At 54.0% G+C, this 6,524-nt stretch carries 6 protein-coding genes and 1 pseudogene; 3 read left to right on the top strand and 4 right to left on the bottom strand.

Annotation, left to right across the window (positions count from 1 at the left end):
- Both AACX78_RS22060 and AACX78_RS22055 read left to right on the top strand, forming a co-directional pair.
- A pseudogene (locus AACX78_RS22060) lies at window positions 1-1,479 on the top strand (hypothetical protein); the annotation flags it as partial.
- An 11-nt stretch (window positions 1,480-1,490) separates the two neighbouring features.
- Window positions 1,491-1,967, top strand: a complete 477-nt coding sequence (locus tag AACX78_RS22055; protein WP_159167613.1) for a hypothetical protein — start codon at window positions 1,491-1,493, stop codon at window positions 1,965-1,967.
- Here the strand turns inward: AACX78_RS22055 and AACX78_RS22050 are convergent.
- A complete protein-coding gene (locus AACX78_RS22050; protein ID WP_407704541.1) occupies window positions 1,945-2,394 on the bottom strand; it encodes a hypothetical protein in 450 nt (149 codons plus the stop codon). The genes AACX78_RS22055 and AACX78_RS22050 overlap by 23 nt on opposite strands.
- 72 nt (window positions 2,395-2,466) lie before the next feature.
- Window positions 2,467-3,234 carry a hypothetical protein gene (locus AACX78_RS22045; RefSeq protein ID WP_159167612.1) on the bottom strand — a complete coding sequence of 256 codons (768 nt, stop codon included), beginning with the start codon at window positions 3,232-3,234 and terminating at the stop codon, window positions 2,467-2,469.
- A 167-nt stretch (window positions 3,235-3,401) separates the two neighbouring features.
- Here AACX78_RS22045 and AACX78_RS22040 point away from each other — a divergent pair, with 167 nt between their 5' ends.
- Window positions 3,402-4,247, top strand: a complete 846-nt coding sequence (locus AACX78_RS22040; RefSeq protein WP_159167611.1) for a DUF1194 domain-containing protein — start codon at window positions 3,402-3,404, stop codon at window positions 4,245-4,247.
- Between the two features lie 440 nt (window positions 4,248-4,687).
- Here the strand turns inward: AACX78_RS22040 and AACX78_RS22035 are convergent, their stop codons facing one another.
- On the bottom strand, window positions 4,688-5,323 hold the full coding sequence (locus tag AACX78_RS22035) for a hypothetical protein (protein WP_159163473.1): 636 nt from the start codon (window positions 5,321-5,323) through the stop codon (window positions 4,688-4,690).
- Between the two features lie 237 nt (window positions 5,324-5,560).
- Window positions 5,561-6,524 (bottom strand): hypothetical protein (locus AACX78_RS22030; protein ID WP_159167610.1); only part of this gene is annotated, 964 nt, incomplete at its 5' end.

Raw genomic sequence — 6,524 nt, 5'->3', positions numbered from 1 at the left:
CCCTATTCCCCAACCCCAGCCCCTGCTTCGCAGCAACTGAGCCTCACGCCGATTACAGATGCCGCCCCAACCCTGCAGATCGCCCCGCTATCTGCGGCCGATGCGTTGCAGCAGGCTTCACAACCGGTGCTGGCGGCCCGTGGCAGCCAGCTGTTGCTGGAGTTTGCCATACACGCCGCCACCGACGATCCGGCCCCCTTGCTGGTGATCCAGCCCCCCGAACAGGCAGGATCACCGCTGGCGCTGATCCCCTATTACGGCAAGTGGCATCTGGTTCGCCCGCAGGCGAGCGGCACCCTGTTGGCCCCCTCGGATCAGGAGCTGGTCGAGGGGATCGCCGGGCTCACCCTACTGGCAGGGGTGCCACGGCGTCTGGTGCTGCAGATCACCGTCCCTCGCGATGCGCCTGCCGGTCACTATCTCGGCAATATTCAGCTGCTCAGCCAACAGCAACTGGTGCAGCTGCCACTGACTATCGAGGTGCTGCCGTTGACCCTGCCCGCGGCCAGCAAGCCGGTCGGCATCTATGTCGAAGCGCCCCCCTATCTGAACTGGCTAAGCCCAAACCCCGAGGCGCTAAAAGAGCAGATCGCCACGGCCAGTCGCTGCGATCTGGAGCGGCTCGCCAAGCTGGGGATCAGCGGCCTCTCGCCCGCCCTGCCACAAGATGAAGCAGGGATGCGGGAGATCATGGGAGAAGCGGCCGGGCTCGGCTTTGTGCCCCCCCTGCTGGCCTATACCCCGCTCAAACGCTGGGGGGGCGACCCTGCCAGCCAGCTTGATCAGTGGCAAGCGCGGCAACAGGGGCTGACCGCCAGCGGCTTGCCCCCGCTGGCATGGAGCCTGTTTGATGAGCCGGATCTTGCCACTCTGCCCGCCATTACCAGCCTGGCGCGGGAGATGAAACGGCGGGATCCGGCGGTGCTCCGCGCAGGTCACTTCAATCATCCGGGTCAGGCTGGTCTGCTGGCAGAGGTGGAGATTGCCTTGATCAACGCAGGCTTTGGCGCCGACAAGGCCGATGTGGCGCGGGTACGCCAGCACAAGGTCACCCCCTGGTTTTACAATCTGGGCACCCCGAGAGCCGCCGGGTTCTATCTGTGGCAAAGCGGCGCCGAAGGCTATTTGCAGTGGCATGGCCGCATGCCCACCGCCCTGCCCTATGACCCCACCGACGGGCGGGAGAGCGACTTTATGCTGCTCGGCCCACAAGCCTGCGAGGCGCACCGCCTCTCTCACGATCTGCTGCTGTTGCAGCAAGCCATCGAAGATCTGCGCTGGCTCGCCTGGCTGGAGCAGGAGGCCCGCTATCAGGTGGAAGCCGCCCTGCTGCTGGAACGCCTGCACGAACAACTGCCGACCCGCTGGCAGGTGGCAGAACAATTGCCCTCTGCCACCTGGATCCAGTGGCGCCGCGAGATTGAACAACTGGCCAAGCAATTGAAAACATTGCAAACTGGTGCTAACTCCTCCTCCTGAAGTGACTGCGTATGGCCAACCAGACTCCCCACTCCACAGCCAAAGACAGCGCTCTGCGCCGTCTGTTGCCCTTTATGCTGCCGCTGCTGATCCTCACCGGTTGCGCCCGTCAGGAGCCGGTCAATGAGACCCTGCCGATCCTCAACCAATTACGGGATCAGCAGCTGGCCGAACAGCCCCAGCTGCAACTGCAATACCAGCAAGAGGAGACGCAACTTGCGGCCGATCAGGAGCAGCTGCTGCATCAGTTTTTGGGACGCAAGGACCCGGCCCAGATTGCGCTGGTGAGCGGCCCCGGACTGCAAACAGACATGCTGGAGAGTGCGCGGATGGCGAGCGCACGGCTGACGGCCCTGACCCGCTTGCTGGGGTCTCGCGCCATTGAGCTGGAGCCCCGCTATGACCCCATGCTGGCCCCCAATACCTTGCTGATCCGCATTCTGCCAAGCGGAACACAGTCGCCTGTCACCCCATCGGCGGTGCAATAAGGCCAAGGCAGGAGGTCGGCAAGGCCACCCGATAGAGCGGATAAGGAGCCAGTCCCCACAATTTGCGCCAACCCTGGGTGAGGCGGTAAGAGAGCAGCGGCGGGCGCTGGTGCAGCTCGCCTAAAAACATCACCCCCTGACTCATCCCGGCACCCGCCAGCGTCACAGACATCGCCTCGCTATCAGGTGCCACCAACATGGCCTGCAACAGGCCATCACAGCGGGGATGGGCCAGCTGATAGCTGACATAGGTGCCGCCCAATACCGGCGTGGCCAGTCGCAAGCGCCACCCCAGCTGGACCAGCTCCATCAGCATGGGTTTGGCCCCTTCATTGACCACCCGGTTCTGATAACGCCAGCCCATGGCGACAGCACTGAGCAGCGCCACCAGCAACAGCAGCAGATATCCCCTGGAGAGTTGCATCATGGCGCCCCCTGATAAACCGCATTGTCATCATTACCAGCTGCCGGTTCTGATAGCGCCAGCAGCAGGTATCTCCTAGAGAGCTGCATCATGGCGCCCCCTGACGAAAAGAAGCGTCATCACCAGCAGCATGATGGCCCACTGGTAGAGCTGTGCCCAACTGCCGGTGTGCAGCCACTCATACCAGCGCAGATCCAGGCTCATCAACACCAGCCGTAACTGATTGGCCCCGATATAGAGCAGGCAGACTAATAGCAACATGGGCAACTGTCGGTACAGGGGGCGCTCCGGCGCCAGCCAGCAGCAGGAGACCAGCCAGGAGAGCACCACCAGATAGAGTTGAGAAAACGAGGAGCACCCCTTGAGCACGATGAGGGCGTGGCCCCCCAGTCGTTCGATGCGATTACCATCCAGCCGAATGTCCCACCCCAGCAGTTGCAGCCACTGGCCCACCCCCCAGGCATCGAGCGCCAGCACAGGGCCGGAGAGCAGGGCAAACACCTGCTGCCCCCACAACACCGCCACGGTAAAGGCGAGCACAATCTGCAACACCGCCCGCTCATCGCCACTCTGATGACGGCGCCATAGCGAGGCCACCAACAGCAGACAGGCCAGCGCCTTGCAACTGGCGCTGGGGATCAGGATCAGCAGGATAAAGAGGGCGAGCGCCAGTGGATGCGGACGCCAGCTCGGTGCAACCCGCGATGCAATTTGCCACCAGATAGCAATCAGCAACACCACCAGCAGGTTGAAGTGACCCATATTGAGCCATACCATGCCCCACTGATTGGCCAAACCAAGTAGCAGCCAGTTGGGTGCCCACTGCCAGGGACGGATCTCCATCGCAACTCCTGCCGGTTATCAGCGCTTTTGACCGCTGACGCAAGTTCTCGCAAGTTCCATGCCTGCCCGCTCTCACCCGGACCAAGCCAAGTCAGAGGATGCAACAAAGCTGGCACGCTTTATTCATTCCCCCTTCTGGCACTAGCGCCAGGGAGAAGGAGTGAGCAATGAAACTCAAACCGTTGGCAGGGCTGCTGGGGATGTTGTTGGTAACCTCCCCCGCATACGCCTTGACCGAAGTCGATACCGAACTGCAACTGCTGATGGATGTGTCGGGCAGCGTCAGTTCATCGGAATTCAATTTGCAGTTACAGGGCTATGTGGACGCCTTTTACAGTCAGGAGGTACAAAGCGCCATCCTCGACACCAGCGGCGGTAAGCTGGGCTCCATCGCCGTGCAGATGATCATGTGGAGCGGCTCGACCCAGCAGAGCGTGATGACTGACTGGTTCCACCTCTACGACATGACCTCCATCAACAACTTCGCCGCCACCCTGGATGCCCTGGTACGCCCCTATGCGGGGATGACGGCCCCCGGTTCGGCCATGGCCTTTGGTGGCTTGCAATTTGATACCAACGACTTCACCGCCGCCCGCCAGGTGATGGATGTGTCGGGTGACGGGATCCAGAACGCAGGGCTGGATACCGCCACCGTGCGGGATCAACTGCTCGCCTCCGGCATCGATACCATCAACGGCATCACCATAGGTCAGGACTATGCCGATGGGGTACTGCAAGAGTGGTATGTGGAGAACGTGGCGGGCGGTCAGGATGCGTTTGTGATCAATGCCACCACCTTCGCCGACTTTGGCAATGCGCTGGAGCTCAAACTGGCGGCCGAAATTGAGGGGGGCATTATTCCGGAAGGTGCACTGGCCGCCCCCATCGAGGAGATCCCGCTGGCCGCCCAGCTGCTGCTCGGTATGCCGCTACTGCTGGCCTGGCGCTATCAGCGCCGATCTCAAGGCCGTCCGCAGCAAGCCAACTGGCAACAAACGCCAGCCATCGGCTGATTTATTACCCCGTGTGTCGCGATTAGGGAGCTATGGCTCCCTGATTTTTTGCCGTAAACATGGCTTTCGGCAGGGGCTGCACAACTTTTGGTTTGAATACCACCCGTATTCTGTCAGCTAACTCAGCACCGTAGGTTCGATTAGCGAAGCGTAATCGGACGTTCGCGGCCTTTCTTTTAACTCGCCAAAACGCTCATATGGCCACTTCTGCGCCCCGACATTCACTCTCTAGCTGACACAGGTCGGGACGTACTTGCCACATTGGCGGGGAGTGTCACCGCGATCGTCCGATTACGCCTACCGGCTAATCGAACCTACGAGCTATAGTATTTGCAGTTAAACGATCCTAAATATTAACAACTACTGGCAGGCCTACTACATTGCAAATAAGGACTCAAAAAATATTAAGCACCACACACCAAGAATCATTTTTAATATTTTCACACATTCTCCGAACCAACATATATGCCACTTGCATGGGATGCGCTCTCATACCTCTTAATATTTATGATTATATACTTAATACTTTCTACATCATCACCTAACCCTTTTGATATGCGCACCATAAAATAAATAATTCGAGACCATGCCTTGAAATGATCATCCGTTAACTCCGACGCAACCGGAAGCAAGTTTCCAAATGTATTTAAATCAATATCACATTGACCACGAATGGCATCAATTTCTTGTGTAGCCAATCCACCATCCTTAATAAAATCAAATAGACTATCTAGGTACTCAATGTTCTGTTCATGCTCTTCACCATAAAAATTACCAACACGGTACTTACGGGGCAATGTTTTAAACCCGTGCCGTAAGAAAAAAATCAGATACTCTCTTAGGCGTTTCTCTTTGATGATTAAAAGTTGAACTCTGTTTTGCTCTTGCCAACGATCAACAATGAAAAGTATAATGCATAATTCAATTAGCATTCCGGTTAGTTCCGGCAAAAGATTAGTCGAAAAATACTCCGCGGGGTTATTTATATAAAATCCAACTCGGGCACATACTAATAACAGGATAGCAACCACAATGGTAAATGTACCCTGCTTAGTATTACCTGGCATCCAATTCATCTTTATTATGTCCTTCTGACAAAGGCCGAAGATTTGATTAGCGAAGCGTAATCGGACGTTCGCAGTCTTTCTCTAATATGTCTCTCTAACTCACCAAAACCCTCTCTGATTGCCACTTCGCACTTCCCCCAAAAAACTCACTCTCGAACTGGCATCGGTCGTGACGTTATTGCCGCATTGACATGGAATTTCACCACGAGCGTCCGATTATGCCCATCTGCTAATCGAACCTACGGTCTAGACAACTAACATACGCATATATTCATCATGTACCGACGCTCTCACTGCCAACATATACTCAGAAGTTCTATTTTCAGGGTGGTTAAATCTTCTCAACGGACTATCTATATTTTTTTGCCAGTAGAGAAATCTTTGAAATAGTTTACGCCCATGACCGAATTTCTTACCCCACATAGAAGAAAATGTGTTCTCAATCCTATCTAGGTAGTCATCTGAACTTTCTGTTGAACGAGTAAGCATAAGATTTGCAGTTTTAGCGATAGCTTTATCCATACTTGCCAACAACCAGATCTGCTCTCTATCATTATTAACCAATGATATCCAGTGCTGTAATAATGCTAAATCCCAAGCTGCATTTCTAACACTTTTCAAAGAATTAGACTTAATCATCTTTGGTATCCTATGACGACTAAAATATATCGCCATAAAATAAAATGCTGGTATGCAAAATACATATTCCTCAAACATCCACTCTAACAACAATATCATTGCCTCGTAATCACTTGTGCATTTTGAACGAATGCTTAAACCTTTTTTAATTACGACAATGTTAAACTCAAATTCTTTTACGCGGTACTCAGGATCAAAATTCAATAACTCTCCAGAATCAAATTTTGGGACTAGATCACTAGGAATTGAATGGATTTTTTCTAATGCGATATCAAGATAAATATTTGCATTCAAGTTATCCGCAGATCGAAAAAAACTCAACTCTTTATCCGCCTTCTCTATTGAGGCATTTTCAATATACTCATGATATGAAAGGCCCGGTTCAGATTTAATATCTGCAGCGTTAAAGAAAGCTTGTAATGCAGCGGCAAGTCTATGGCATTTATTGCGTTCAGAATCTGGTTGCAACTCGATACCTTTCACCAGATCAATGAGATATGAAACAATATTTCTATCAAGTAAGCAACTAAATCTCTGATCTCTATTTAATAGATAATTTTCAATCTTATAC

The sequence above is a fragment of the Aeromonas sp. 9A genome (genome assembly GCF_963900955.1).
In the GTDB taxonomy this organism is placed as follows: Bacteria; Pseudomonadota; Gammaproteobacteria; order Enterobacterales; family Aeromonadaceae; genus Aeromonas; species Aeromonas salmonicida.
This window is presented reverse-complemented; position numbering and strand designations above follow the sequence as displayed.

What these genes read in the sequence shown, in the direction of transcription:
- AACX78_RS22055 (WP_159167613.1), top strand. Translation starts at nt 1,491, where the DNA reads ATGGCCAACCAGACTCCCCACTCCACAGCCAAAGACAGCGCTCTGCGC.
- AACX78_RS22050 (WP_407704541.1), bottom strand. Translation starts at nt 2,394, where the DNA reads ATGATGCAACTCTCCAGGGGATATCTGCTGCTGTTGCTGGTGGCGCTG.
- AACX78_RS22045 (WP_159167612.1), bottom strand. Translation starts at nt 3,234, where the DNA reads ATGGAGATCCGTCCCTGGCAGTGGGCACCCAACTGGCTGCTACTTGGT.
- AACX78_RS22040 (WP_159167611.1), top strand. Translation starts at nt 3,402, where the DNA reads ATGAAACTCAAACCGTTGGCAGGGCTGCTGGGGATGTTGTTGGTAACC.
- AACX78_RS22035 (WP_159163473.1), bottom strand. Translation starts at nt 5,323, where the DNA reads ATGAATTGGATGCCAGGTAATACTAAGCAGGGTACATTTACCATTGTG.